This is a genomic window from Pseudomonas batumici (assembly GCF_036585405.1).
GTDB classification, from domain to species: domain Bacteria; phylum Pseudomonadota; class Gammaproteobacteria; order Pseudomonadales; family Pseudomonadaceae; genus Aquipseudomonas; species Aquipseudomonas batumici.
The window spans coordinates 4,248,794-4,272,706 of the sequence record NZ_CP144470.1 but is presented as its reverse complement, the minus strand read 5'-3'; the positions used below and the strand labels follow the sequence as shown (position 1 = coordinate 4,272,706).

22 protein-coding genes and 1 riboswitch are annotated in these 23,913 nt (G+C 62.8%); of the genes, 13 read left to right on the top strand and 9 right to left on the bottom strand.

The window, feature by feature from the left end; translation table 11 throughout:
- Positions 1-29: 29 nt before the first annotated feature.
- From NUH87_RS19345 to tkt, 3 genes are all read right to left on the bottom strand, one after another.
- Positions 30-1,193, bottom strand: a complete 1,164-nt coding sequence (locus tag NUH87_RS19345) for a phosphoglycerate kinase (RefSeq protein ID WP_338522311.1) — start codon at positions 1,191-1,193, stop codon at positions 30-32.
- Between the two features lie 17 nt (positions 1,194-1,210).
- Positions 1,211-2,260 carry an erythrose-4-phosphate dehydrogenase gene (epd, locus tag NUH87_RS19340; protein ID WP_040071390.1) on the bottom strand — a complete coding sequence of 350 codons (1,050 nt, stop codon included), beginning with the start codon at positions 2,258-2,260 and terminating at the stop codon, positions 1,211-1,213.
- 126 nt (positions 2,261-2,386) lie between these two features.
- Positions 2,387-4,384, bottom strand: coding sequence for a transketolase (gene tkt, locus NUH87_RS19335; RefSeq protein ID WP_338522310.1), 1,998 nt, complete (start codon positions 4,382-4,384; stop codon positions 2,387-2,389).
- Between the two features lie 272 nt (positions 4,385-4,656).
- On the opposite strand from tkt, the gene NUH87_RS19330 reads away from it, so the two are divergent.
- The 4 genes from NUH87_RS19330 (at position 4,657) to NUH87_RS19315 (ending at position 9,154) form a co-directional block, all read left to right on the top strand.
- Positions 4,657-5,673: a metalloregulator ArsR/SmtB family transcription factor gene (locus NUH87_RS19330; RefSeq protein WP_338522309.1), complete on the top strand. Its 1,017-nt coding sequence runs from the start codon at positions 4,657-4,659 to the stop codon at positions 5,671-5,673.
- A complete protein-coding gene (gene metK, locus NUH87_RS19325) occupies positions 5,670-6,860 on the top strand; it encodes a methionine adenosyltransferase (RefSeq protein WP_338522308.1) in 1,191 nt (396 codons plus the stop codon). Before NUH87_RS19330 ends, metK begins: the two co-directional genes overlap by 4 nt.
- 127 nt (positions 6,861-6,987) lie before the next feature.
- On the top strand, positions 6,988-8,658 hold the full coding sequence (ligB, locus tag NUH87_RS19320) for an NAD-dependent DNA ligase LigB (RefSeq protein WP_338522307.1): 1,671 nt from the start codon (positions 6,988-6,990) through the stop codon (positions 8,656-8,658).
- A gap of 100 nt (positions 8,659-8,758) precedes the next feature.
- A complete protein-coding gene (locus NUH87_RS19315) occupies positions 8,759-9,154 on the top strand; it encodes a DUF1090 domain-containing protein (protein ID WP_338522306.1) in 396 nt (131 codons plus the stop codon).
- Positions 9,155-9,205: 51 nt separating this feature from the next.
- Here the strand turns inward: NUH87_RS19315 and NUH87_RS19310 are convergent, their stop codons facing one another.
- A complete protein-coding gene (locus tag NUH87_RS19310; protein WP_338522305.1) occupies positions 9,206-9,655 on the bottom strand; it encodes a c-type cytochrome in 450 nt (149 codons plus the stop codon).
- A 146-nt stretch (positions 9,656-9,801) separates the two neighbouring features.
- On the opposite strand from NUH87_RS19310, the gene NUH87_RS19305 reads away from it, so the two are divergent.
- Positions 9,802-10,953, top strand: a complete 1,152-nt coding sequence (locus NUH87_RS19305; protein ID WP_338522304.1) for a murein transglycosylase A — start codon at positions 9,802-9,804, stop codon at positions 10,951-10,953.
- A 68-nt stretch (positions 10,954-11,021) separates the two neighbouring features.
- Here NUH87_RS19305 and NUH87_RS19300 read toward each other — a convergent pair whose 3' ends face one another.
- Entirely contained in the window at positions 11,022-11,402 is a 381-nt protein-coding gene (locus NUH87_RS19300) for an MAPEG family protein (RefSeq protein WP_338522303.1), read from the bottom strand.
- A gap of 97 nt (positions 11,403-11,499) precedes the next feature.
- Positions 11,500-11,904 carry an acyl-CoA thioesterase gene (locus NUH87_RS19295; protein WP_338522302.1) on the bottom strand — a complete coding sequence of 135 codons (405 nt, stop codon included), beginning with the start codon at positions 11,902-11,904 and terminating at the stop codon, positions 11,500-11,502.
- Between the two features lie 317 nt (positions 11,905-12,221).
- Between NUH87_RS19295 and NUH87_RS19290 the strand changes: the two genes are divergently transcribed.
- From NUH87_RS19290 to NUH87_RS19270, 5 genes are all read left to right on the top strand, one after another.
- Complete coding sequence (locus tag NUH87_RS19290) at positions 12,222-12,725, top strand: inclusion body family protein (protein ID WP_040071403.1); 504 nt, start codon at positions 12,222-12,224, stop codon at positions 12,723-12,725.
- A gap of 125 nt (positions 12,726-12,850) precedes the next feature.
- Positions 12,851-13,363, top strand: a complete 513-nt coding sequence (locus NUH87_RS19285; protein WP_338522301.1) for an AidA/PixA family protein — start codon at positions 12,851-12,853, stop codon at positions 13,361-13,363.
- Positions 13,364-13,509: 146 nt separating this feature from the next.
- Positions 13,510-13,616: riboswitch (S-adenosyl-L-homocysteine riboswitch) on the top strand.
- A gap of 22 nt (positions 13,617-13,638) precedes the next feature.
- Positions 13,639-15,048, top strand: coding sequence for an adenosylhomocysteinase (ahcY, locus tag NUH87_RS19280; protein WP_338522300.1), 1,410 nt, complete (start codon positions 13,639-13,641; stop codon positions 15,046-15,048).
- A gap of 82 nt (positions 15,049-15,130) precedes the next feature.
- Complete coding sequence (gene metF / locus NUH87_RS19275) at positions 15,131-15,976, top strand: methylenetetrahydrofolate reductase [NAD(P)H] (protein WP_040071406.1); 846 nt, start codon at positions 15,131-15,133, stop codon at positions 15,974-15,976.
- 393 nt (positions 15,977-16,369) lie between these two features.
- The gene (locus NUH87_RS19270; RefSeq protein WP_338522299.1) at positions 16,370-18,226 is read left to right on the top strand and encodes a DEAD/DEAH box helicase; all 1,857 of its coding nucleotides are present in this window, start codon (positions 16,370-16,372) and stop codon (positions 18,224-18,226) included.
- Positions 18,227-18,408: 182 nt separating this feature from the next.
- Here the strand turns inward: NUH87_RS19270 and NUH87_RS19265 are convergent, their stop codons facing one another.
- A complete protein-coding gene (locus tag NUH87_RS19265; RefSeq protein ID WP_040071409.1) occupies positions 18,409-19,005 on the bottom strand; it encodes a YceI family protein in 597 nt (198 codons plus the stop codon).
- Between the two features lie 32 nt (positions 19,006-19,037).
- Positions 19,038-19,589 (bottom strand): cytochrome b, encoded by a 552-nt coding sequence (locus tag NUH87_RS19260; RefSeq protein WP_338522298.1) that lies wholly within the window; start codon positions 19,587-19,589, stop codon positions 19,038-19,040.
- A gap of 286 nt (positions 19,590-19,875) precedes the next feature.
- On the opposite strand from NUH87_RS19260, the gene NUH87_RS19255 reads away from it, so the two are divergent.
- Together NUH87_RS19255 and NUH87_RS19250 are read left to right on the top strand one after the other, a co-directional pair.
- A complete protein-coding gene (locus tag NUH87_RS19255) occupies positions 19,876-21,282 on the top strand; it encodes an adenosylmethionine--8-amino-7-oxononanoate transaminase (RefSeq protein WP_040071411.1) in 1,407 nt (468 codons plus the stop codon).
- An 86-nt stretch (positions 21,283-21,368) separates the two neighbouring features.
- Positions 21,369-22,088, top strand: a complete 720-nt coding sequence (locus NUH87_RS19250) for a 16S rRNA (uracil(1498)-N(3))-methyltransferase (protein WP_338522297.1) — start codon at positions 21,369-21,371, stop codon at positions 22,086-22,088.
- A 46-nt stretch (positions 22,089-22,134) separates the two neighbouring features.
- On the opposite strand, the gene trhA is transcribed toward NUH87_RS19250, so the two are convergent.
- Complete coding sequence (trhA, locus tag NUH87_RS19245; RefSeq protein WP_040071413.1) at positions 22,135-22,752, bottom strand: PAQR family membrane homeostasis protein TrhA; 618 nt, start codon at positions 22,750-22,752, stop codon at positions 22,135-22,137.
- 240 nt (positions 22,753-22,992) lie between these two features.
- Between trhA and NUH87_RS19240 the strand changes: the two genes are divergently transcribed.
- Positions 22,993-23,907, top strand: a complete 915-nt coding sequence (locus NUH87_RS19240) for a LysR family transcriptional regulator (RefSeq protein WP_040071414.1) — start codon at positions 22,993-22,995, stop codon at positions 23,905-23,907.
- The last annotated feature ends 6 nt before the right edge of the window (positions 23,908-23,913 follow it).

Below are 23,913 nucleotides of genomic sequence, written 5' to 3'. Positions count from 1 at the left end.
GAGACTCCCTGTCAAAGGCCAGTGCCGGCTCAGGCCTTGGCGCGGCTTTCCAGCACTTCCACGGCCGGCAGGACCTTGCCCTCGACGAACTCGAGGAAGGCACCGCCGCCGGTGGAAATGTAGGAGATATTCGCGGCAACACCGTACTTGTCGATGGCCGCCAGGGTGTCGCCACCACCGGCGATGGAGAACGCCGAGCTGTCGGCGATGGCCTGGGCCAGGACCTTGGTGCCGTTGCCGAACTGGTCGAATTCGAACACCCCGACCGGACCGTTCCACAGGATGGTCTTCGACGACTTCAGCAGATCGGCGAAGTGCGCGGCGGTTTGCGGGCCGATGTCGAGGATCATGTCGTCAGCGGCCACGTCAGCGATCAGTTTCACGGTAGCCGCGGCGCTCTCGGCGAACTCCTTGGCCACCACCACATCCACCGGCAGCGGCACGCTGACCTTGGCCGCGATGGCGCGGGCGGTGTCCAGCAGGTCCGGCTCGTAGAGCGACTTGCCCACCGGGTGACCGGCAGCGGCCAGGAAGGTGTTGGCGATGCCGCCGCCGACGATCAGTTGGTCGCAGATCTGGCTCAGGCTGTTGAGCACGTCGAGCTTGGTCGACACCTTGGAACCGGCGACGATGGCCGCCATCGGCTTGGCCGGCGCGCCCAGGGCCTTGCCCAATGCTTCCAGCTCAGCGGCCAGCAGCGGGCCGGCGGCGGCGACCTTGGCGAACTTGGCCACGCCGTGGGTCGAACCCTCGGCGCGGTGCGCGGTGCCGAAAGCGTCCATCACGAACACGTCGCACAGGGCGGCGTATTGTTGGGCCAGATCGTCGGCGTTCTTTTTCTCGCCCTTGTTGAAGCGCACGTTTTCGAACAGCACGACGTCGCCGGCCTTGACCTCGACGCCGCCCAGGTAGTCAGCCACCAGCGGCACTTCACGGCCCAGGGCCTTGCTCAGGTAGTCGGCGACCGGCTTGAGGCTGTTCTCGGCCGAGAACTCGCCTTCGGTCGGACGGCCCAGGTGCGAGCAGATCATGACTGCCGCGCCTTTTTCCAGGGCCAGCTTGATGGTCGGCAGCGAAGCCAGGATACGCGCATCGCTGGTGACAACACCGTCCTTGACGGGGACGTTGAGGTCTTCGCGGATCAGTACGCGCTTACCTTGCAGATCGAGGTCGGTCATCTTCAACACGGTCATGGGTCGCAATCTCTGGTTTACGGTTTGTGATGAATGGTGTGCAGATAATGTCCTGCAACATCCAGCATTCGGTTGGCAAAACCCCATTCGTTGTCGAACCAGGCCAGCACGTTCACCAGCCGAGGGCCGGAGACGCGGGTCTGACTCGCATCGACAATCGCCGAATGAGGGTCATGGTTGAAATCGCAGCTGGCGTGGGGCAGCTCGGTATAGGCCAGCAGGCCCTTGAGCGGGCCATGGGTGGCGGCCTCGCGCAGGATCCGGTTGACCTCCACGGCATCGGTGTCGCTGACGGTCTGCATCGTGATGTCGAGGCAGGACACGTTGACCGTCGGCACCCGCACGGCCTTGGCCTGGATTCGCCCGGCGAGTTCCGGCAGCAGGCGTTCGATGCCCCGCGCGAGGCCCGTGGACACCGGGATCACCGACTGGAAGGCCGAGCGCGTACGGCGCAGGTCTTCGGCATGGTAGGCGTCGATCACCGGCTGGTCGTTCATCGCCGAGTGGATGGTGGTGATCGACACGTATTCCAGACCGATGGCCTGGTCCAGCAGGCGCAACAGCGGCACGCCGCAGTTGGTGGTGCAGGAGGCGTTGGACACCAGGCGCTCGTCGCCGGTCAGGCACTCCTGGTTGATGCCGTAGACGATGGTGGCGTCGACATCGGTCTCGCTGGCCATCGGCTGGGAGAACAACACCCGCGGCGCGCCGGCGGCAAGGAAGCGTTCGCCGTCCGCGCGGGTGTGATAGGCGCCGGAGCACTCCAGCACCAGGTCCACGTCCAGCGCGGCCCAGTCGATCTCTTCGGGGTTGGCACGGCGGAAGACTTTCACGCAGTGACCATTGATATGCAGACAATCGTCCTCGACCCGCACTTCGCCGGGAAAGCGGCCGTGGGTGGAGTCGAAACGTGTCAGGTATTCGAGACTGGCCATGTCGGCCAGATCGTTGAGGGCAACGATTTCAAAACCGGCCCGATCCCCTCGCTCGAACAGCGCACGCAGGACACAACGACCGATACGGCCGTAGCCGTTGAGTGCAACTCTGTAAGGACGCGGTTGGGGCATGGGGATCTCGATAGGCGCAGACAGACGCCAGTGTCATGAGCAGCACAGCTCCTACAGGGTTCGCGGTGGTCGAAACCACCGGGAACCACTGTAGTGCTCGCAATCCGAACGCAAGGCGTTCGGCGCTTAGTCTTCCAGCAGCTCTTCAGCCTGGCCCAGGATGTTCTCCAGGGTAAAGCCGAAGTGTTCGAACAAGGCCGACGCAGGTGCCGACTCGCCGTAGGTGGTCATGCCGATGACGCGACCTTCCAGGCCCACGTACTTGTACCAGTAGTCGGCATGCGCGGCCTCGATGGCGATACGCGCGCCCACCTGCAGCGGCAACACCGACTGCTTGTAGCTCGCGTCCTGGGCATCGAAAAGGCTGGTGCACGGCATCGACACCACACGAACCTTGCGGCCCTGCTCGGTCAGCTTGTCGAACGCCTGCACCGCCAGGCCGACTTCGGAACCGGTGGCGATCAGGATCAGCTCGGGCTCGCCCGCGCAATCCTTCAACACGTAACCACCACGGCTGATGTTGTCGATCTGCGCGGCATCGCGGACCTGGTGCTGCAGGTTCTGCCGGGAGAAGATCAGCGCCGAAGGACCGTCCTTGCGCTCGATGGCGTTTTTCCAGGCCACGGCGGATTCCACCGCGTCGGCCGGACGCCAGGTGTCGAGGTTCGGCGTGCAGCGCAGGCTCGCCAGTTGCTCGATCGGCTGGTGGGTCGGGCCGTCTTCGCCCAGACCGATGGAGTCGTGGGTGTAGACATGGATCACGCGCTGCTTCATCAGCGCCGACATGCGCACCGCGTTGCGAGCGTATTCCATGAACATCAGGAAGGTCGCGCCGTAAGGCACCAGGCCACCGTGCAGGGCGACACCGTTCATGATCGCGGTCATGCCGAACTCGCGCACGCCGTAGTACATATAGTTGCCGCTGGCATCTTCGGCGCTGACACCCTTGCAACCTTTCCACAGGGTCAGGTTGGAACCGGCCAGGTCGGCCGAACCGCCGAGGAACTCAGGCAGCAGCGGACCGAAGGCATTCAGGGCGTTCTGGCTGGCCTTGCGGCTGGCGATGGTTTCGCCCTTGGCCGCGACTTCGGCGATGTAGGCCGAGGCTTTTTCGGCGAAGTCGGCCGGCAGCTCGCCGTTCAGGCGACGGACCAGCTCTTTGGCTTCGGCCGGGAAGGCCGCGGAGTAGGCAGCGAAACGCTGGTCCCACTCGGCTTCGACCGCGCGACCGGCTTCCTTGGCATCCCACTCGGCATAGATGTCGGCAGGGATTTCGAACGGACCGTGGTTCCACTTCAGCGCTTCGCGGGTCAGGGCGATTTCCGCGTCACCCAGCGGGGCGCCGTGGCAATCTTCCTTGCCTTGCTTGTTCGGCGAACCGAAGCCGATGGTGGTCTTGCAGCAGATCAGGGTCGGCTGCTGGCTCTTGCGGGCGGTCTCGATCGCGGTCTTGATCTCTTCCGGATCATGGCCGTCGACGTTGCGGATCACCTGCCAGTTGTAGGATTCGAAACGCTTCGGCGTATCGTCGGTGAACCAGCCTTCGACTTCGCCGTCGATGGAGATGCCGTTGTCATCGTAGAAGGCGATCAGCTTGCCCAGGCCCAGGGTGCCGGCCAGGGAAGCGACTTCGTGGGAAATGCCTTCCATCATGCAGCCATCACCGAGGAACACATAGGTGTGGTGGTCGACGATGTTGTGGCCGGGACGGTTGAACTGTGCGCCCAGGACTTTTTCCGCCAGGGCGAAGCCCACGGCGTTGGCCAGGCCTTGGCCCAGCGGACCGGTGGTGGTCTCTACACCCGCGGTGTAGCCGTATTCCGGGTGACCCGGGGTGCGGCTGTGCAGCTGGCGGAAGCTCTTCAGGTCGTCGATCGACAGGTCGTAGCCGGTCAGGTGCAGCAACGAATAGATCAGCATCGAACCATGGCCGTTGGACAGGATGAAACGGTCACGGTCGGCGAACGACGGATTGCTCGGGTTGTGCTTCAGGTAGTCACGCCACAGTACTTCGGCAATATCCGCCATACCCATGGGGGCACCGGGATGGCCGCTGTTGGCTTTTTGCACGGCATCCATGCTGAGGGCACGAATGGCGTTGGCACGCTCACGACGGCTGGGCATCGCTGATCTCCTGGGGATGTTGATTCGAAAGTAAATAAAACGAAACGGAAAAAAGGCGAGCATTTTCCCTCAGGGACCGCCAAGGGGCAATGACAGATAGTCACTGCGAGGCGTTTTTCCTGCGGATAGTTGCGCATTGCGCGGATGAATCCTTTCCGCCATCGACCTATAGAGCACCACGAAGACCGGAAAGTGCCGCCCATCCATCAATATCAAAACTTTTTGATATTGATCTTGCTAGCCGACCGAGGGGTCACTAGACTGCTGGCCTTATGAATTTAACCGCGCCCGAGATCCGTCACGACGACAGCGACGACCTGCCCGCCCTGTGCAAGGCCGGCGGCGATCCGCTGCGCCTGAACGTCTTGCGGGCCCTGGCCAACGATTCGTTCGGCGTGCTGGAGCTGGCGCAGATCTTCGGCATCGGCCAGTCCGGCATGAGTCACCATCTGAAAGTGCTGGCCCAGGCCGGCCTGGTGGCCACCCGTCGTGAAGGCAATGCGATCTTCTACCGGCGCGCCCTGCCCCACACCGGGCGCCTGGGCGGCAAGCTGCACGCGGCGCTGCTTGAGGAGGTCGACGCGCTCGACCTGCCGGGCGACGTCCAGGCCCGCATCGGCCTGGTGCACAGCCAGCGCGCCGCCGCCAGCCAGGACTTTTTCGCCCGGGTGGCGGAAAAATTCCGCGCCCAGCAAGACCTGATCGCCGGCCTGCCGCAGTACCGCGACAGCGTCCTGGCGCTGCTCGACAAGCTGAGCTTCGCCCCCCAGGCCACGGCCCTGGAAGTCGGCCCCGGCGACGGCGCCTTCCTGCCGGAACTGGCGCGGCGCTTCCAGCGGGTCACCGCGCTGGACAACAGCCCGGCCATGCTCGAACTGGCTCGCCAGCTGTGTGAGCGCGAAGCCCTGGCTAATGTCAGCCTGCAACTGGCCGATGCCTTGCAGGAGGCCAGGCTGCAAGCCGACTGCGTGGTACTGAACATGGTGCTGCACCATTTCGCCGCGCCGGCCGAGGCCCTCAAGCAGATGGCCGGCCTGCTGCAACCTGGCGGTAGTTTGTTAGTGACAGAATTGTGTAGCCACAACCAGAGCTGGGCCAGGGAGGCCTGCGGTGATCTCTGGCTGGGGTTCGAACAGGACGACCTGGCCCGTTGGGCCATCGCTGCGGGGCTCGTGCCCGAGGACAGCCTCTATGTAGGCTTACGTAATGGTTTCCAGATCCAGGTTCGCCACTTTCAGCGACCCGCTGGCGCCACACACATCGGTAACTCAGGAAAACCATCGATATGAGCGAATATTCCGTTTTCACCTCCGAGTCCGTGTCCGAAGGGCATCCGGACAAAATCGCCGACCAGATTTCCGATGCGGTGCTGGACGCCATCATTGCTGAAGACAAGTTCGCCCGCGTCGCGTGCGAAACCCTGGTGAAAACCGGTGTGGCGATCATCGCTGGCGAAGTGACCACTTCGGCCTGGGTCGACCTCGAAGACATCGTCCGTAACGTGATCCTCGACATCGGCTACAACAGCTCCGACGTCGGCTTCGACGGCGCCACCTGCGGGGTGATGAACATCATCGGCAAGCAGTCCGTGGACATCGCCCAGGGCGTTGACCGCAGCAAGCCGGAAGACCAGGGCGCCGGTGACCAGGGCCTGATGTTCGGCTACGCCAGCAACGAAACCGACGTGCTGATGCCTGCGCCGATCACCTTCTCCCACCAGCTGGTACAGCGTCAGGCCGAAGCCCGCAAATCGGGCCTGCTGCCATGGCTGCGCCCGGACGCCAAGTCCCAGGTCACCTGCCGCTATGAAAACGGCAAGGTCGTCGGCGTCGACGCCATTGTCCTGTCGACCCAGCACAACCCGGAAGTGTCCTACAAGGATCTGCGCGAAGGCGTGATGGAGCTGATCGTCAAGCACGTCATCCCGGCCGAACTGCTGACCAAGGACACCCAGTTCCACATCAACCCGACCGGCAACTTCATCATCGGCGGCCCGGTGGGCGACTGCGGCCTGACCGGTCGCAAGATCATCGTCGACAGCTACGGCGGCATGGCCCGTCACGGCGGTGGCGCGTTCTCCGGCAAGGATCCATCCAAGGTTGACCGTTCCGCCGCCTACGCCGGTCGCTACGTGGCCAAGAACATCGTCGCCGCCGGCCTGGCCGACCGTTGCGAAATCCAGGTGTCCTACGCCATCGGCGTCGCCCAGCCGACCTCGATCTCGTTGAACACCTTCGGCACCGGCAAGATCAGCGATGACAAGATCATCAAGCTGGTTCGCGAAGTCTTCGACCTGCGTCCTTACGCGATCACCACCATGCTCGACCTGCTGCACCCGATGTACCAGGACACCGCTGCCTACGGCCACTTCGGTCGCGCGCCGCAAACCAAGACCGTGGGCGACGACACCTTCACCACGTTCACCTGGGAAAAAACCGACCGCGCCGCCGCACTGCGCGACGCCGCCAACCTGTAATTTCCCCTGCTGGTCGGTCGGCTCAAGCAAGCCGACACACCCAGTAAAACAGCCCCGCCTCGCGCGGGGCTTTTTTATGCGCGTCGTGATCTAGGCTTGGATTTTAGGTCGAGCAAGGATGCTCAGGATGCGCCTCTCCAGTGGTTTTCTGCTGTTCGCTGTTTGCCTTGCTGCCCACGCCCACACCTGCCCGGACTGGCAGGCGGAGCGCGCCCGGCGAGAAATCGACGCCCTGCAAGCACAGCTGGCCCAATGGGACCAAAGCTACCATCGCCAAGGCCTCTCGCCCGTAGCCGACGAACTCTACGACCAGTCCCGCCAACGGCTCGAACAGTGGCGCGGCTGTTTCCGCCTGCCGCCCGGCAAGCTGGACACACCACCGGGCGCGGCAGGCCCCGCCGTCCACCCGACCGCCCATACCGGCCTCGACAAGCTGCCGGACGCCGAAGCCGTCCGGGCCTGGATGAAAGACCGCGAAGGCCTGTGGGTTCAGCCCAAGGTCGATGGCGTGGCGGTGACCCTGGTTTATCGCCAGGGCCGGCTGCACCAGGCCATCAGTCGTGGCAACGGGCTGAGCGGGCAGGACTGGACCGCCTCGGCCCGCAAGATCCCGGCGATCCCCGGCACCCTGCCCGTCGCCCGCGACCTGGTGTTGCAAGGCGAGTTGTACTGGCGCCTGCCGAATCACGTGCAGGCCCGCCAAGGCAGCCTGAACGCCCGTGGCACGGTGGCCGGATTGATGGCCCGGCACCAACTGGGCAGCACGGAAGCCGAGGGTATCGGCCTGTTTGTCTGGGACTGGCCGCAAGGGCCGGCGACGCAGTCGGAACGGCTGGACGGATTAGAGGCACTGGGCTTCCCGGACAGCAAAACCTACAGCCAGCCCGTCGATGATTTCAGCCAGGCCGAACACTGGCGCAACCACTGGTATCGCCATCCCTTGCCGTTTGCCAGCGACGGCATCGTTCTGCGCCAGAGCCGGCGCCCCGCCGCGCAAGGCTGGCAAGCCCAGCCGCCCTACTGGAGCGCGGCCTGGAAATACCCCCACGCCCAGGCGCTGGCCCACGTGCGCAAGGTCAGTTTCAAGGTCGGGCGGACCGGGCGGATCACCCCGATGCTGGAGCTGACGCCGGTGCGACTCGATGATCGGCAGATCAAGCGGGTCAGTCTCGGCTCGCTGCAACGCTGGCAGGCCCTGGATATCCGCCCCGGCGACCAGGTCGCGATCAGCCTCGCCGGCCTGACCATCCCCCGCCTGGACAGCGTGGTCTGGCGCAGCACCGAACGTGAGCCGCTGCCCGTCCCCGACCCTCGGCGCTTCCACGGCCTGAGTTGCTGGCAGTACGGCCCGGGTTGCGAAAGCCAGTTTCTCGCCCGCCTGCGCTGGCTGAGCGGCAAGCAGGGACTGGATCTGCCTCACCTGGGCGGGGGGACCTGGGAAAAGCTGGTGGCCAGCGGGCGCGTCGAGCGACTGCTCGATTGGTTGACCCTGGAGGGGGAAGAGCTTGTTACCATGGCCGGCTTCGGCCCGCGCAGCCGTGCGCGATGGATTGAGACGGTCCAGTTGGCCCGCCAGCGACCTTTCGAGCACTGGCTCAAGGCGCTGGGGCTGCCGCCCGCCGCCACGACCACCCTGGACGAACCCTGGTCGGTATTGGCAGGCCGTACGCTCGAGACATGGAAGGCCATGCCCGGCGTCGGAGCAGAGCGGGCGGTCCAACTGAGCGCATTTTTCCGCGACCAGGAAGTACAGAAACTGGCTGAAACATTACGTAACGCCGGTATCGAGGGATTTTAGAGACATAATCCCTGATTAATTCAGACTATTCATACAGACAGTACTGCCATCTATTTTCAGAGTGACTGTTTTTCAATCATTGTTTCAGTCCGGAGTGTCTATGAGATTTTTTCCACCGCTGGCGGTCCTAACCTTGTGCAGCATCCTGGCCGCCCCCTTGCTGGCCGCCGAAGAGCCCACTGCACTGACCGGTTGCGCCGCCAAGCGCCAGGCCATCGGCAGCCAGCTCGACATCGCCAAGGCCCAGGGCAACAGCGAGCAGCAGGCCGGCCTGGAAAAGGCGCTGGACGAAGTGACCACCCATTGCACCGATGCTTCGCTGAAAAGAGAACGGGAAAACAAGGTGCTCGACGCCAAGCACGAAGTCAGCCGACGTCAGGCTGACCTCGACAAGGCGATGAAAAAAGGCGATCCGGACAAGATCAACAAGCGCAAGGAAAAGCTGGCCGAGTCACGCAAGGAATTGCAGGGCGCGCTGGATGAGCTGGACAAATAAGCAACGGGGACAGGGTGCCGAACAGAAGCCGAGCGCGCCATCCCCCGTGCTTCAATGATCGCGAAATTCCTTATGACAGGCATCGCAGGCGTCCTCTACCTTCTCGACCGCCGGCTTCAGGATACTGGCCTTGTACGGCTGGACCTGACTGGCCACCCGCAACTCCCCGGTCGCGGACTCCAGCGAGCGCGCCAACGCCTGGAAATGCGCCTGCTTCTGCCAGACCGCATCCCGGGCACTGGTATGATCCGCTTCCTTGACTTGCGGGAAGTGCTTCCACGGCTCATGGGACAGGCTGTCGAGCTGGTTCGATCCCTCGACGAAACGCGGCCCGTCAAAGGGAATGCGGCCGCGCAGCATGCCACCCAGGTCTTCACTGGTCTTGAGCATCTGCTTGAAAATGGTCTTGCGTTGCCCCAAGGGAGAATTCGGGTCGACGCCGCCGCAAGCACTGAGGGCCAGGCAGGCCAGCAATACAACAGAAAGGCTTTTAAGAGTCATGGTGGCTTCAGGTCACGGGAAACGGCGGCCAGTATCCTCGCCTCATCGCCAAACACCAATAGTTCGCCCCCTTTTTAACCACACTAAATCAGTGGTTTTGCTGAACAGAGTCTGAACAGGCAATCACCCAAGGAATTCACCGCTGTATGAACACCACTTTCAAACGACTGGCTGCAAGCCTCTGCGCATTCGCCCTGCTCGCTGGCTGCAACCACAAGGAAACCCCGGCTCCCGCCCCGCTGACCACCTACCTCAAGGCGGACTGGCAGGCGTTGCCGGCGGTGTCCGATGCGGACCTGCAAGCGGGTTTCCGTTCGTGGCGCGGCGCCTGCGCCCGGCTCAAGGCCGACGCCAACTGGGGGCCGACCTGCCTGGCAGCCGCGAATGTCGCCGACACCCCGGCGGCCATTCGCGACTTTCTTAGGCAGAACCTGGAGGTCTACGGCCTGCGCTCGGCGCAGAACAGTGCCGACGGCCTGATCACCGGCTACTACGAACCCGTCTACCGCGGCAGCCTGACCCAGACCGCCGAGGCCACGGTGCCGGTCTATGGCGTACCGGACGACCTGATCGTCGTGCAGCTCGACAGCCTCTACCCCGAACTCAAGGGAAAGCGCCTGCGGGGGCGGCTCGAAGGCCGCGTGGTGAAACCCTATGACGACGCGGCGCTGATCGCCACCCAGGGCGTCAAGGCCCCGGTGCTGGCCTGGCTGACCGACCCGATGGACCTGCAATTCCTGCAGATCCAGGGTTCCGGCAGGATTCGCCTGGACGACGGCCAGCAGGTGCGGATCGGTTACGCCGACCAGAACGGTTACCCCTATCGCGCCATCGGCCGTTGGCTGGTGGAACAAGGCGAGCTGAAGAAGGAAGACGTCACCATGGGTGCCATCAGTGCCTGGGCCAAGGCGCATCCGACGCGTATCCCGCAATTGCTCGGCAGCAACCCCAGCTATGTGTTCTTCGCCCGCAACCCGGACAGCAACGAAGGCCCGCGCGGCTCGCTGAACGTACCGCTGACGGCCGGCTACAGCGTGGCGGTGGATCGCAAGGTGATTCCACTGGGCAGCCTGCTGTGGCTGTCGACGACCAAGCCGGATGGCAGTGCCCTGGTCCGTCCGGTGGCGGCCCAGGACACCGGCGGCGCAATTGCCGGCGAGGTCCGCGCCGACCTGTTCTGGGGCACCGGCGATGCGGCGGGGCAACTGGCCGGGGACATGAAGCAGAAAGGCAATCTCTGGATGCTGTGGCCCAAGGGCATGGCGTTGCCCAAGGCCGCCGATTCAGGCACCCCATGACCCGATGACGGCAACGGGTCTTAGAGCCTGTACGAAAACTCGCCGAGCGGCGAGTTCTCGTACAGCGCCTAGACAGACACGATGAAAAAGGTCGCGATCAAGGCCAGGCCGACGAACCACACCAGCGAGCGCAGCACCGCCCAGTCCGCCAGGTAGCAGATGATGTAGAGCAGGCGACTGGTGATGAACAGCACCGCCAGCACATTGATGGTCACCAGCGACGCAGTGCCGGCGATATGGGCAATGACCACCGCCGCGGCAAAGGCCGGGGTGACCTCAAAGCCGTTCAACTGCGCCGAGTGGGCCCGCTTGGCGAAGCCTTCAAGCCCCTCGAGAAAGGCCCGCGGATCATGGTTCTGCCGCAGGCCGAAGCCACTGAAGCGGGTGATGACGGTACACACGTAAGGCAGGAGAATCGCAATCAATACACACCAGAAAGCAACGGTCATGGCAGAGTCCCTGAAGAGTGCCCAGCGGCATTGTCCACAACACTAGCGCATAACCGGACACTCCACAGAAACCGACACGCCAACTCTCCATGGCTGGTCAGGGATGAGGCTCTTCATCCTTGAATTGATCCTTCACGTACTTGATCTCGGTCCGCCCGTGAGGCGCCGGCAGGCCATCCTCGCCGAGGTTGACGAAGACCATTTTCTCCACGGTCAGGATGCTTTTGCGGGTGATCTTGTTGCGCACTTCACAGGTCAGGGTGATGGACGTACGACCGAATTCGGTGGCGGTGATACCCAGTTCGATGATGTCGCCCTGGCGCGAGGCGCTGACAAAATTGATCTCGGAAATGTACTTGGTCACCACACGCTGGTTGCCCAGCTGGACAATGGCGTAGATCGCCGCTTCCTCGTCGATCCAGCGCAGCAGGCTGCCGCCGAACAGCGTGCCATTGGGATTGAGGTCTTCGGGTTTGACCCATTTGCGGGTGTGGAAATTCATGCGTTCTCCTGACCGGCTTGCCGCCGGATGACACTATCCGGCAGGCCTGAACCCTCATGTTAGAACGCTTGCCCGGCGACTCCAACCGCTTGCGAACATCCGTCGAAAAATGACCAGTGGTCCGCGAGGCTGTTTGACAGCCCTCCACCCTTGGCTATTCTGCGTCCGTGACCTGCTGGAACGGACCCAGCATTCAGCCAACCGGAACTTGGCAACACAGCGCCATCAAAGCGAATGCGCAGGACGCGCAAGCTCCGCAAGGCCATGGGGGGACCAGCATCTCACCATTGACCCACCACCAAGTAAGGACACTTAACATGTCTCGAGTTACCGATGTACTCGTCAGCTTCGACACCGAAACCATCCTGAAAAAATACCCCAACCCCAGCCGCAACCCTGACGCCCCGACGCTGATCGACTGGCAGCACGTCTACATGATCACCAATCAGGACAACGTGGTCAGTGGCCAGGCCGGTGGTGAACTGGATCTCAAGGCGCAGGTCGGCGACCTGATCCGCTGGCGCGAAACCAGCCTGTCGCTGGGCTTCGAGAAATCGGTGATTTTCTATCGGTTCATCGGCAACGTCGGCGCCAACCTGATCTCGACCCCGACGCCACGCAAGGCGACCGCCTCGTACGCTCAACCCAATACCAGCAACCCGGTCATCCCGACCTGCCAGAAAGTCGATAACTACTACTGGTCGTCGGAAACCCTGGAGACCGGTCGCGTGACCTACCACTTCAACTTCATGATCGTGGACCGCGATTGCAAGCCATGCGGCTACTTCTCCTGGGATCCGTTCATCAGCATCCATAACTGAGGCGGGATCCTCCACCGACGCTTCGTGGCCAACGCGAAGCGTCACCCCCTGGCGACTCTCGTCACGGCTGACCGGGGCAACACGGCCAGGGCGTAGCATTGGCAGACTCAGGGAAGGAAACCTCCATGCCCCAAGACTCGTTCGACAGACACCTGCTGTTCATCCTGGACAGCGAAACCCTGCTCGCAAACCATCCGGTGCCCAGTGTTTCGGCGGATTCGCCGACCGCGGCCCAGGCACACCACCTGTTTATCCAGGGCGGTCGCCCGGAACACTGGCAGGGCCCGGACCGGCAGCCCTTCAGCTTTTCGGCGCAACCCGGCGACAACCTGCATATCCGCTGCGCACCGATTGCACTGCGCGGAGAAAACCTGTTTTTCGTGCATGACCTCCAGGTCCTCGATAACGCCATCCTCGCCCCCGCGACAGCTTCCACGCGGTCCGGCGTCCTCCTGCCACGACCGCGCTTCGACAATCCGCTGGAGCTGGAAACCGAAACGGCGGATGACTATTTCTGGGAAAGCCGGCTGAACGCCCATGGCCGTACCGGAGTCGACCTGCGCTTTGCCCTGCTCAAGAACGACGGCTCGATCCTCGGCTATTTCTCGATGGCCCTGGAGCTCGACTTTCATCCCTGACCCCCTGCAGGAAACCTTCAGCGCCGACCCTGCGCGGGTCGGCGCGACAAACTGCGTGCTAATCACTTGGGAAAGCCGCAAAAGCCGCGTTATACTGCTGGCCGTTTCAAAACGGTCATCTTCCCTTGATACCGTTTTCCCGCCACCTGTCCGAGGGGCGCTGCAGCAGGTTCGACCTGTCAGGCTCGGATGGGGCGTTGTTCGATCAGGGTTCCCTGCACGGACACTAAACGCACAACGGCGCCCATTCGCATACTTACGAATGGAGGCTCTTCATGAGCGCTGTCAACACGCCTGCAGATTTCAACGACTACAAGGTCGCCGACATGTCCCTGGCTGCCTGGGGCCGTCGCGAAACCATCATCGCCGAATCGGAAATGCCGGCCCTGATGGGTCTGCGCCGCAAGTACGCCGGTGAGCAACCGCTCAAAGGCGCCAAGATCATCGGCTGCATCCACATGACCATCCAGACCGCCGTGCTGATCGAGACCCTGGTTGCCCTGGGTGCCGAAGTGCGCTGGTCGTCCTGCAACATCTTCTCGACCCAGGACCAGGCCGCTGCCGCCATCGCCGCCGCCGGTATCCCGGTATTCGCCTGGAAGGGCGAGACCGAGCAAGAGTACGAGTGGTGCATCGAGCAGACCATCCTCAAGGACGGTCAGCCTTGGGACGCCAACATGATCCTCGACGACGGCGGCGACCTGACCGAGATCATCCACAAGAAATACCCGGCCATGCTGGACAAGATCCACGGCGTGACCGAAGAAACCACCACCGGCGTGCATCGCCTGCTGGACATGCTGGCCAAGGGCGAGCTGAAAATCCCGGCCATCAACGTCAACGACTCGGTGACCAAGAGCAAGAACGACAACAAGTACGGCTGCCGTCACAGCTTGAACGATGCCATCAAGCGCGGCACCGACCACCTGCTGTCCGGCAAGCAGGCGCTGGTGATCGGCTACGGTGACGTGGGCAAGGGTTCGGCCCAGTCGCTGCGTCAGGAAGGCATGATCGTCAAGGTGTCCGAAGTCGACCCGATCTGCGCCATGCAAGCCTGCATGGACGGTTTCGAAGTGGTTTCGCCGTTCATCAACGGCCAGAACGACGGCACCGCCGCGAGCATCGACACCGCCCTGCTGGGCAAGATCGACCTGATCGTCACCACCACCGGTAACGTCAACGTCTGCGATGCGAACATGCTCAAGGCCCTGAAGAAGCGTGCCGTGGTCTGCAACATCGGTCACTTCGACAACGAAATCGACACCGCTTTCATGCGCAAGAACTGGGCATGGGAAGAAGTGAAGCCACAGGTGCACAAGATCCACCGCACCGGCCATGGCGATTTCGATCCGCAGAACGACGACTACCTGATCCTGCTGGCCGAAGGCCGCCTGGTGAACCTGGGCAACGCCACCGGTCACCCAAGCCGTATCATGGACGGCTCGTTCGCCAACCAGGTACTGGCGCAGATCTTCCTGTTCGGCCAGAAGTACGCCGACCTGTCCGCCGCTCAGAAAGCCGAGCGCCTGACCGTGGAAGTGCTGCCGAAGAAACTCGACGAAGAAGTGGCCCTGGAAATGGTTCGCGGCTTCGGCGGCGTGGTCACTCAACTGACCAAGCAACAGGCTGACTACATCGGCGTCACCGTCGAAGGTCCGTTCAAGCCGCACGCTTATCGCTACTGATACGCCCGGTTCCCTGTAGGAGTGAGCTTGCTCGCTCCTACAGGGGCTCGCGTCCGGCTTTCGAGTTTCCAAGGATACGACCATGTCCCAAGATCGTCGCTACAGCTTCGAGTTCTTCCCGACCAAGACCGATGCTGGGCAGGAAAAACTGCTCGCCACTGCGCGTCAGCTGGCCGACTACAACCCCGACTTCTTCTCCTGCACCTACGGTGCCGGTGGCTCGACTCGCGACCGCACGATGAACACCGTGCTGCAGCTCGAGAGCGAAGTAAAGATTCCCGCCGCGCCGCACCTGTCCTGCGTCGGCGACAGCAAGGCCGACCTGCGCGGCCTGCTGGAGCTGTACAAGAACGCCGGCATCCAGCGCATCGTCGCCCTGCGTGGCGACCTGCCTTCCGGCATGGGCATGGCCAGCGGCGAGCTGCGTCACGCCAACGACCTGGTGAGCTTCATCCGTGAAGAAACCGGCAGCCACTTCCACATCGAAGTCGCCGCCTACCCGGAAATGCACCCCCAGGCGCGCAACTTCGAAGACGACCTGCGCAATTTCGTGCGCAAGGCCAACGCCGGCGCCGACAGTGCGATCACCCAGTATTTCTTCAACGCCGACAGCTACTTCTATTTCGTCGAACGCGTGCGTCAGTTGGGTGTGAATATCCCGATCGTGCCGGGCATCATGCCGATCACCAACTACAGCAAGCTGGCGCGTTTCTCCGACGCATGCGGCGCGGAAATCCCACGCTGGATCCGCAAGCAACTGGAAGCCTACGGTGACGACACCCAGAGCATCCAGGCCTTCGGCGAGCAGGTGATCAGCCAGATGTGCGAACGCCTGCTGCAAGGTGGCGCACCCGGGCTGCACTTCTACACCCTGAACCAGGCGGAACCGAGCCTGGCCATCTGGAACAACCTGAAGCTGCCCCGCTGAGCCCTGCAAGCCCCTGGAAATCCGGGGGCTGCAACCTCACCACCCGTGCATGGCGGCCCTATGATCGCCAAAGCGCAAACCGTTGAGCAGCAGGAAAGCAGCGCACGGCGTTTGCTCTGTTATACTCCGGCGTTCCCGCCAGGCTTACGCCCGGACGCTCGACCTTGCTTCAGGTATTCCGACACTGCGACCAGCGCCGCCCCACGGCCCGCGCGAGCAGTGCGTAGAGCCTCAAGGCCCAGCAGGACCGGACGGGATGCGCCCCCGGGGTCCGTAAGAAAACTCGCCAGCCCCGCTCGACATGCGGGCCGCTTTCCTCTTACAGAACCTGAAACGCCATTCGCGCCAGGCAAGATTCCCATCGGGCCAAGCCCTAACTGAACAGGATTACTCATGTCCTTTGCTTCCCTCGGTCTCTCCGAGGCTTTGGTCGGTGCCATCGAGGCAGCCGGCTATACCGAGCCTACTCCGGTGCAACAGCGGGCCATTCCCGCCGTGTTGCAAGGTCGCGACCTGATGGTTGCGGCACAGACAGGTACGGGTAAAACCGGCGGCTTCGCCCTTCCGATCCTGGAACGGTTGTTTCCCAATGGCCACCCGGACAAATCCCAGCGCCATGGCCCGCGCCAGCCGCGGGTACTGGTCCTGACCCCGACCCGCGAACTGGCTGCCCAGGTGCACGACAGCTTCAAGGTCTACGCTCGCGACCTGAAATTCGTCAGCGCCTGCATCTTCGGCGGTGTCGGCATGAACCCACAGGTTCAGGCCATGTCCCGGGGTGTCGACGTACTGGTGGCCTGCCCGGGTCGTTTGCTCGACCTCTGCGGCCAAGGCAGCGTCGATCTGTCCCACGTGGAAATCCTCGTACTGGACGAAGCCGACCGCATGCTCGACATGGGCTTCGTCCATGACGTGAAGAAGGTCCTTGCCCGCCTGCCGGCCAAGCGCCAGAACCTGCTGTTCTCGGCGACCTTCTCCAAGGACATCACCGATCTTGCCGGCAAGCTGCTGCACAACCCGGAACGCATCGAAGTCACGCCGCCGAACACCACGGTCGAGCGTATCGAACAGCGCGTCTTCCGCCTGGCCGCCAGCCACAAGCGCTCGCTGCTGGCCCACCTGATCACCGCCGGCGCCTGGGAACAGGTCCTGGTGTTCACCCGTACCAAACACGGCGCCAACCGTCTGGCCGAGTACCTGGACAAGCACGGCCTGAGCGCCGTCGCCATCCACGGCAACAAGAGCCAGAACGCCCGCACCAAGGCCCTGGCCGACTTCAAGGCCGGTGAAGTACGCATCCTGGTGGCCACCGATATCGCCGCCCGCGGCCTGGATATCGACCAACTGCCGCACGTGGTGAACTTCGAACTGCCGAACGTCGACGAAGACTACGTGCACCGCATCGGCCGTACCGGTCGGGCCGGTCGTTCAGGCGAGGCCATCTCCCTGGTGGCGCCGGACGAAGAGAAGCTGCTGAAAAGCATCGAGCGCATGACCAAGCAGAAAATCGCCGACGGCGACCTGATGGGCTTCGATGCCAGCGCCGTGGAAGCCGAGAAGCCGGAAGTGCGCGAGCGTCCGGATGTGCGTAATCCACGTACCCCACGCGGGCCGAAGGGCGATGGCCCGAACGGCAGCGGTGGCGGTCGTCGCGACAAAGGCAAGGACAAGGGCGGCAAGGACAAGACCGCTCGTGGCGAGCGTCCGGCCCGTGAGCAGAAGCCGCGTGAAGGCACCCCGGCCCGCGAACAGCGCCAGCCAAGCCAGCCACCGCGCGCAGCGGCCGACCGTGCCCCGGACGAGTTCCTTGACGACGATATCGATAACTTCGGTAACCGCGTCGACTACGTGCCCCAGGCCAAGCCGGCACAGGGCCGTGGCCGCCGTCCGGGTGCTCCGGCACAAGGTGGCGGTGCAGGCGCTCCACGCAGCGGCCAGTCGCAAGGTCGTCAGAACGGTCCGCGCAACAGCAGCGGCGCCAGCACCGGTACTCCACCGGCCAAGCGCAGCGGTCCGCGTAGTGGCGCTCCGCGTGACGGTCAGGCACGTCGTGAAGAGTCGCGCAACCGCCGTCCGGCCCGCGATGATTATCAGCGTGAAGAACCGGCCGTGCAGAACCCGCGCAGCCCGGCGCCGAAGATCATTCACAAAGAGTCGAAGAGCGATCGCTTCCCGACGCCTGAGCAGTTGGATCAGTTGCCAGGACGTCCTCGGGGTGAGAAACCGGCGTTGCTGACCCGCAATCGCTGAGTTCTTGGTGCAATGAAAACGCCCCCGGTTCGTGAGAGCCGGGGGCGTTTTTTTGTCTGGCGTATATAAAGCCAAAACCTGGCACTGTGGGAGCAGAGCTTGCTCGCGAAGGGGCCCTTGAAGCCGCAAAAAGCTTCGTCGGAACGCCGCCCGGACCAAGCACCGCTCCTACAGACTCAGCATTACTTCGCTTTCACACCTTCAAAGGTGATGTACAGCGCCAGCGCGTCGGACGCCGGGCCCAGATCCTTCATCGGACCAAAGTCCGAACGCTTGATATGCGCAGTACCTTCGAAAGCTGCACGGTAGCCGCCCCATGGGTCCTTGCCCTCACCCAGGAAGGTGGCCTTGACCACGACCGGCTTGGTCACGCCGTGCAGGGTCAGGTCACCCGTTACATCGGCAGTGTCCTTGCCATCGGCATTCTTGCCAGTGGACTTGACGCTGGTGGAGACGAACTTGGCTTCGGCAAACTTGGCAGCGTCCAGGAAGTCCTTGCTAGCGATGTGCTTGTCACGCTCGGCATGGTTGGTGAACACGCTGGCAGTACGCACGTTGACTTCGATCTTGCTGTCTTCAGGCTTGGCCGGGTCGAAGCTGAACTTGCCATCCAGGTCCTTGAAGGTACCCATGATGTAGCTGAAACCCAGGTGGCTGATCTTGAAATCAACGAAGGCGTGCTGGCCTTCCTTGTCGATCACGTAGTCCGCAGCCATCGCCTGACCGGCAGTCAACAGTGCAGAACCGATTGCCAGAGCGGCGAGTGTCTTTTTCAACATATTGCGTATTCCTTTTGAGTCGAGGTTGAAGATCAGGCTTTGCGCCCCAGCATGCGGGTCAGCGTCGCATCACGATCGATGAAATGGTGTTTCAGGGCTGCCAGGGCATGGAGAACGGCAAAGATCACCACCGTCCAGGCAAGGTACAGATGCACCGCACCGGCCACATCCGCCTGGTCGGGGATGCTGGAAATCCAGGCCGGCACGTCGAACAGGTCGAACACCGGGATCCCGACACCTTCGGCGGTGGAAATCAGGTACCCGGAAAACATCAGGGCGAACAAACCCAGATAGAGGAACCCATGGCCGAACTTGGCACCCAGCCGGGTCAGCCGGCCATGATTGGCAGGCGCCGGCGGCGGCGGGCTGATGAAACGCCAGAGCAGTCGCAGCACCATCACGGCGAACAGGGTCAGGCCAATGCTTTTATGCAGGTCCGGAGCCGCCTTGCGCCACTCGCTGTAGTAGTCGAGCCCGACCATCCACAAGCCCAGCGCAAAAAGACCGAAGACCACCAGGGCAACGCCCCAATGCAGGAATATGCTGACCGCACCGTAGCGAGAAGATGAGTTGCGTAGCTGCATTGCCGAAATCCTGTAAGTGATGCGCCCAAGACTAATGATTTACCTATCGAATTAAAGCGGAAAATTTCGCTTTGAAATATCGAGAAATACGATCATCAGTCTGAAATGAGCGGGTTAAGAAAATATTAAGGTCACTCTCCAGGGTAAACACCCGGGCGCGAGGATTTATTCACCGCCCAGCCGTGAGGTGCCGGCGACGCCATGGGTTGTCCTGCGGCCGCGCATTGCATAGGCTTGCGCGATTGTGTGTCCGCCGGCGTCGCGGACAACCGCCCGGAGAATGGAAATGAGCCTGAACAACCAGTGGATGCAACGCGATCTCGCGGTGGTGTGGCATCCCTGCACCCAGATGAAAGATCACGAGCAACTGCCGATGATTCCCATCAAGCGCGGCGAAGGCGTCTGGCTGGAGGATTTCGACGGCAAGCGCTACCTCGACGCGGTCAGTTCCTGGTGGGTCAACGTGTTCGGTCACTGCAACCCGCGCATCAGCCAGCGCATCAAGGATCAGGTCGACCAGCTCGAACACGTGATCCTCGCCGGTTTCAGCCATCAGCCGGTCATCGAGCTGTCCGAACGCCTGGTGAAGCTGACGCCCGACGGCCTGACCCGCTGCTTCTATGCCGACAACGGCTCGTCCTGCATCGAAGTCGCACTGAAGATGAGCTTTCATTATTGGCTCAATCGCGGCCTGCCGGACAAGAAGCGCTATGTCACCCTGAGCAACAGCTATCACGGCGAGACCGTGGCGGCGATGTCGGTGGGCGATGTGCCGCTGTTCACCGAGACCTACAAGGCCCTGCTGCTGGACACCATCAAGGTGCCCAGCCCGGACTGCTACCTGCGCCCGGAAGGCATGAGCTGGGAAGAGCATTCGCGCAACATGTTCGCGGCCATGGAACAGACCCTGGCGGAAAATCACCACAGCGTTGCCGCGGTGATCGTCGAACCGCTGATCCAGGGTGCCGGCGGCATGCGCATGTACCATCCGGTCTACCTCAAGCTGCTGCGCGAGGCCTGCGACCGTTATGGCGTGCACCTGATCCACGATGAAATCGCCGTCGGTTTCGGGCGTACCGGGACGATGTTCGCCTGCGAACAGGCGGGTATCCGCCCGGACTTCCTGTGCCTGTCCAAGGCGCTGACCGGCGGCTACCTGCCGCTGGCGGCGTGCCTGACCACCGAAGACGTCTACAGCGCGTTCTACGACGACTATCCGACCCTGCGGGCCTTCCTGCACTCCCACAGCTACACCGGCAACCCACTGGCTTGCGCGGCGGCCCTGGCGACCCTGGATATCTTCGAGCAGGACAAGGTCATCGAGAACAACCAGGCCCTGGCCCGGCGGATGGGCAGTTCCACCGCGCACCTGGCGGACCATCCGCACGTCGCCGAAGTCCGCCAGACCGGCATGGCCCTGGCGATTGAAATGGTCCAGGACAAGGCGAGCAAGACCGCCTATCCCTGGCAGGAACGCCGTGGCCTGAAGGTCTTCCAACACGCCCTGGAACGCGGCGCCTTGCTGCGTCCGCTGGGCAGCGTGGTGTATTTCCTGCCGCCGTATGTCATCACCCCGGAGCAGATCGACTTCCTGGCTGAAGTCGCGAGCGAAGGCATCGATATCGCTACCCGCAGCGATATCAGCGTGGCGGTACCGGCCAATTTCCATCCGGATTTCCGTGATCCGGGCTAGAGGGCAATGAAGACCTGTGTGGCGAGCCCGCTCGCCACAAGGCCACCGTTAACCGCCTCAAATACGATTTTCAACAGAGACTGCAAATGCGACTGTCCCGCTTCTTTATCGACGCCCCCCTGAGCCTCGGCGAACACGAGCTGCCCGAGGCCCAGGCCCACTACATCGGACGCGTGCTGCGCATGGCCGAGGGCGATGCGCTGCAAGTGTTCGACGGTTCGGGCACGGAGTTTCTCGGCACCTTGCTGGAAGTCGGCAAGAAGCGCGTGCGCGTGCAACTGACGGAAAGCTTCGCCGGGCAAACCGAGTCACCGCTGCGCATCCACCTCGGCCAGGGCCTGTCCCGGGGCGAGCGGATGGACTGGGCGATCCAGAAAGCCACCGAACTGGGCGTGAGCGAAATCACCCCCATCGTCAGCGAACGCTGCGAAGTCCGTCTCAAGGACGAACGCGCCGACAAGCGCCTGGCCCATTGGCGGCAGATCGCGATCAGCGCTTGCGAACAGTGCGGCCGCTCGACGCTACCGCTGATACATCCGCCGCTGTTGCTGGCCGAGTGGCTGAAACAGGCCGAAGCCGAGCTCAAGCTGGTGCTGCACCCGGTGGCCGAACCGCTGACCAGCCATCCCAAGCCGGGGACACTGGCATTCCTGATCGGACCGGAGGGAGGGTTGTCGGACAGCGAAGTGGCCCAGGCCGCGCAAGCCGGTTATCTGCCGGCGCGCCTCGGCCCACGGGTACTGCGTACCGAAACCGCGCCGGTGGTGGCCCTGGCGGTGGCCCAGCAGCTGTGGGGCGATTTCTGACAGCCTGCGCTCGTTCGAGCAGAGCTTGCTCTGCTCCTCCGTTGCCTCAGATCACGTACCAGAAAATCGCCACGAAATGCAGCACGCTGCCGGCGATCACGAACAGATGCCAGATCCCATGGGCATGCCGCAGCCGGTAATCCAGCGCAAAAAAGATAATCCCCAGGGTGTACAGCGCCCCGCCGGTCGCCAGCCAGACGAACCCCGCCGTGCCCAGCGCGGCGAGCAGCGGCTTGACCGCCACCAGCACGATCCAGCCCATCAACGCATAGATCACGATGGACAGGATCCGTGCTTCCGAGCGCGGCTTGAGTTCCTGCAACATGCCGATCACCGCCAGGCCCCAGACGATCCCGAACAGCGTCCAGCCCCAGGGCCCGCGCAACGTCACCAGGCAGAACGGCGTGTAGCTGCCGGCGATCAGCAGGTAGATCGACAGGTGATCGAGCTTCTGCATGATCACCTTGGCCCGCCCGCGAACGCTGTGGTACACCGTCGACACGCTGTACAGCAACAACAGGGTCACGCCGTAGATCGCCGCGCTGACGATCTTCCACGCACTGCCGTCCAGGCTCGCCACCACCAACAACCAGATCGCCCCGATACACGCCAGCATCGCCCCCACCAGATGGGTCCAGGCGTTGAATCGTTCCCCGTGATACATCTGCCACCTACCCCGCTTGGTCGATACAACTGCGCCCACTAATATGGCGCCCAATAGATTAAGAAAAAAAGACCGACCCTTACAGAAAATAGAATGACGCGCCGTCCCCTGTGGCGAGCGGGCTCGACTTCAGATGGCGTTGACTGCGCAGCATGGTAACCCAATGCCACGCTGAAAAAGCCCCAGCCAAAACCCCAGGACTTGGGCACAATCGGGGGCATTCGAAAAAGAGCCCGCGCCATGCTGATCGACGAAGAGCTGACCCTGAAAAAACTGGAGGTGTTCCTGGCCTTCATGCGCACCGGCAACCTGGCGCGGGCGGCGGCCGAGTTGCAGACCAGCAACGTCAGCGTGCACCGGGCCATCCACTCCCTGGAAAACGCCCTGCGTTGCCCGTTGTTCAAGCACGAAGGACGCAACCTGACGCCGCTGGAAAGTGCCTATGTGCTGGAAGAGCGCGCGCAGAAACTGATCCAGGACGTCCTCGAGAGCATCCGCGTGACCCGCGAGGCCGCCGGCTTCTCCGCCGAACGCTTCAAGCTCGGATCGCTCTATTCGCTGACGGTGAAAACCGTGCCGCAACTGATCATGGGCCTGAAGATCCGCCGCAGCGAGCTCAATATCGACCTGATCCTGGGCTCGAACTTCGACCTGCTCTACAAGCTCAAGAACATGGAAGTGGACGCGATCCTGGTGTCGCTGGACGACACCACCAACGACCCGGACTGCGAACACCTGCCACTGTTTTCCGATGATATTTTCCTGGCGGCCCCCGTCGACTCGCCGCTGGCCCAACAGGACGAAGTCGACCTGGCGGACCTGCGGGACATGACCTTCATCACCCTGACCCAGGGCTTCGCCACCCACCGGGACGGCAACCGGGTGTTCGAGCAGGCCGGGTTCGAGCCGAAGGTGGCGATGCAGGTCAACGATATCTTCACGCTGTTGAGCATGGTCAGCTCCGGCGTCGGCTATGCCTTGCTACCGGGGCGGATTGCGGCGGTGTACGAGAACCGGGTGAAGCTGATCCCCCTACAGGCGCGCTACCGCCTGCAACAGCATATCGGCGTGGTGTTCCTCAAGGCCAAGGAGCGTGACCCCAACCTGTTGGCGCTCCTGGCGGAATGCCGGATGTATGCCAACAGGTTGACTTGAAGCGGG

Coding starts and splice junctions, on each gene's coding strand:
- NUH87_RS19345 (WP_338522311.1), bottom strand. CDS start 1,193: ATGACCGTGTTGAAGATGACCGACCTCGATCTGCAAGGTAAGCGCGTA.
- epd (WP_040071390.1), bottom strand. CDS start 2,260: ATGCCCCAACCGCGTCCTTACAGAGTTGCACTCAACGGCTACGGCCGT.
- tkt (WP_338522310.1), bottom strand. CDS start 4,384: ATGCCCAGCCGTCGTGAGCGTGCCAACGCCATTCGTGCCCTCAGCATG.
- NUH87_RS19330 (WP_338522309.1), top strand. CDS start 4,657: ATGAATTTAACCGCGCCCGAGATCCGTCACGACGACAGCGACGACCTG.
- metK (WP_338522308.1), top strand. CDS start 5,670: ATGAGCGAATATTCCGTTTTCACCTCCGAGTCCGTGTCCGAAGGGCAT.
- ligB (WP_338522307.1), top strand. CDS start 6,988: ATGCGCCTCTCCAGTGGTTTTCTGCTGTTCGCTGTTTGCCTTGCTGCC.
- NUH87_RS19315 (WP_338522306.1), top strand. CDS start 8,759: ATGAGATTTTTTCCACCGCTGGCGGTCCTAACCTTGTGCAGCATCCTG.
- NUH87_RS19310 (WP_338522305.1), bottom strand. CDS start 9,655: ATGACTCTTAAAAGCCTTTCTGTTGTATTGCTGGCCTGCCTGGCCCTC.
- NUH87_RS19305 (WP_338522304.1), top strand. CDS start 9,802: ATGAACACCACTTTCAAACGACTGGCTGCAAGCCTCTGCGCATTCGCC.
- NUH87_RS19300 (WP_338522303.1), bottom strand. CDS start 11,402: ATGACCGTTGCTTTCTGGTGTGTATTGATTGCGATTCTCCTGCCTTAC.
- NUH87_RS19295 (WP_338522302.1), bottom strand. CDS start 11,904: ATGAATTTCCACACCCGCAAATGGGTCAAACCCGAAGACCTCAATCCC.
- NUH87_RS19290 (WP_040071403.1), top strand. CDS start 12,222: ATGTCTCGAGTTACCGATGTACTCGTCAGCTTCGACACCGAAACCATC.
- NUH87_RS19285 (WP_338522301.1), top strand. CDS start 12,851: ATGCCCCAAGACTCGTTCGACAGACACCTGCTGTTCATCCTGGACAGC.
- ahcY (WP_338522300.1), top strand. CDS start 13,639: ATGAGCGCTGTCAACACGCCTGCAGATTTCAACGACTACAAGGTCGCC.
- metF (WP_040071406.1), top strand. CDS start 15,131: ATGTCCCAAGATCGTCGCTACAGCTTCGAGTTCTTCCCGACCAAGACC.
- NUH87_RS19270 (WP_338522299.1), top strand. CDS start 16,370: ATGTCCTTTGCTTCCCTCGGTCTCTCCGAGGCTTTGGTCGGTGCCATC.
- NUH87_RS19265 (WP_040071409.1), bottom strand. CDS start 19,005: ATGTTGAAAAAGACACTCGCCGCTCTGGCAATCGGTTCTGCACTGTTG.
- NUH87_RS19260 (WP_338522298.1), bottom strand. CDS start 19,589: ATGCAGCTACGCAACTCATCTTCTCGCTACGGTGCGGTCAGCATATTC.
- NUH87_RS19255 (WP_040071411.1), top strand. CDS start 19,876: ATGAGCCTGAACAACCAGTGGATGCAACGCGATCTCGCGGTGGTGTGG.
- NUH87_RS19250 (WP_338522297.1), top strand. CDS start 21,369: ATGCGACTGTCCCGCTTCTTTATCGACGCCCCCCTGAGCCTCGGCGAA.
- trhA (WP_040071413.1), bottom strand. CDS start 22,752: ATGTATCACGGGGAACGATTCAACGCCTGGACCCATCTGGTGGGGGCG.
- NUH87_RS19240 (WP_040071414.1), top strand. CDS start 22,993: ATGCTGATCGACGAAGAGCTGACCCTGAAAAAACTGGAGGTGTTCCTG.